The 1,936-nt window shown below is 44.3% G+C and carries 2 pseudogenes; both read right to left on the minus strand.

The features are described from left to right. Positions 1–338 precede the first annotated feature (338 nt). Positions 339–1,478: pseudogene (locus KIV40_RS29205) on the minus strand (murein hydrolase activator EnvC family protein). Between the two features lie 328 nt (positions 1,479–1,806). Next, positions 1,807–1,936 (minus strand): annotated as a pseudogene (cysE, locus tag KIV40_RS29210) (serine O-acetyltransferase); the annotation flags it as partial.

Genomic DNA, 1,936 nt, shown 5'->3' on the forward strand with positions numbered 1-1,936 from the left:
CACTCGTTTACCCACATCCCGTCACTGCTCTTATCCTCTTCGCTACTTGTTCACTCGTATCTCGCAACTGCTCTTTAAGCTCTTCGCCACTAGCTTAGCTTAGTCGAATCTCGTCATTGCTTTTATTCTCTTCGCATCTCGTTCACTCGCATCCCGCATCTGTTCTTATATGCTCTTCCGATTCCAGACATTTCGTCCCTCAATTCTGGAATGACGAATACTAATAACGTTCTAGCTCGAAGACAGGTTCTTTTCCGTTCTTCGTATCTCGCTTACTAGCATCTCGGATCTGCTCTTAATCCCTTCGCATCTCGCTTACTCGAATCTCGTCACCGCTCTTATCTAACCAACCAATTCTTAGGATTTTGCGCTTGACTGTTTCTGCGGATCTCAAAGTAAAGTGATGGGCGAGATTGACCGCCAGTATCACCAGCGAGTGCGATGGCTTCACCGGCTTTTACCTTGTCGCCTTCTTTCTTTAGAAGAGCTTGGTTAAAACCGTATAACGTCATATCACCTTTACCGTGGTCGAGGAGCACCACTAAGCCATATCCACGAAGGTACTCAGCAAATACCACTGTGCCAGAATAGACGGATTTCACTTGCTGACCATAACTGGCGTTAATCACCATACCTTTCCAATTTACTTGTCAAGTTTGGCGACTTCCATAGTTATGTAGAACTTTGCCTTTGACTGGCCAAGGCAGTTTACCTTTGCGTTTTGCTAAGCCGTCCATAGGAACCGCATTACGCCTTTCACGAGCGGCTTTCTCAGCTTTTGCGATTTCTGCCTTTAGGCGAGTCTCGTTGCGTTGCAGTTCCGCAAGGTAGTTCTTATCGCCAGAAATACTTTTCTTAATATTACCGACGGTTTTCTTACGCTGAGCTTGAGTCTTAGCAAGCTGGTCGCGCTTGGTTGTTTGCTGTTTGAGTAGAGATGCGATTTGCTCTTGTTCTGCTTTACGAAGGCGCTGGCTCTCTTCAAGTTCAGTTTGAGTCTGCTCAATCGCTTTAATCGTTGTGGTACGGGCTTTAGCTAAGTGTTGGTAGTAATGGCTAATACGGTCTTCTTCGACACCCGTATTGAGAATGTGTGAAGAGGCTTTAGCGCGGCGTGTCATGTAATAAGTTTGAATCAGTTGCTCGAGCTTCTGAGTGTGGACTTGCTTCTGAGTAGTAAGCGCTTTAATCTTATTGTTGAGTTGCTGAACATTTGCGTTAGCGGTAGCAAGCTGCTTCATACTTTCATTGATGCCTTTTTCAAGAGAAGCGATAGAGAGCTCTTGCTTCTTGAGGTTGGCGTGCAGGTTATCCAGTTTCTTTTGCTGAGAAGATAAGGCTTGTTGCTGGCGAGAGATTTCGCTCTCAACACCCTTCAGCTCGCCTTGAGAAGCTGCATGGGTAGGGATAGAAAACAAAGCACTAGAAAGTAAAATAAGGCCGCTTATAGCTTGAATCTTTTTCATTGTTTTTGTCATCTAAGTTACAGCCTACTCATTAAATTACTTCTAGTTTATAGAGCTATCGATGTGAATACGGAGATAAAGATTCCAGATACTTTAAAAGCAGATACGAGTAAACGAGATTCGAGATACGAAGAGCTAAAGATCAGTGACTGCTTTTAAGTCTTTCGTATCTCGCTTACTCGCATCCCGAATCTGTTTTTAATCTCTTAATCTTTTCGCATCCCGTATCTGCTTTTAAGATCTTAATCCTTTCGCATCCCGCCACTCGAATCTCTCATCTGCTTTAAGCTCTTAATCTCTTCGTATCTCGCTACTCGAATCCCTCATCTGCTTTAAACTCTTAAATCCCATCCCCATGAATAAAGTTCTGAGAGCGCCCATTAAACCCTTGGTCCATATCCAGTGATGGCTTGTCTGTTTTCGGTTTACCGACAATCTTAGCTGGCACACCTGCAACCGTAGTATGCGCT

Source organism: Vibrio sp. D173a, assembly GCF_030248475.1.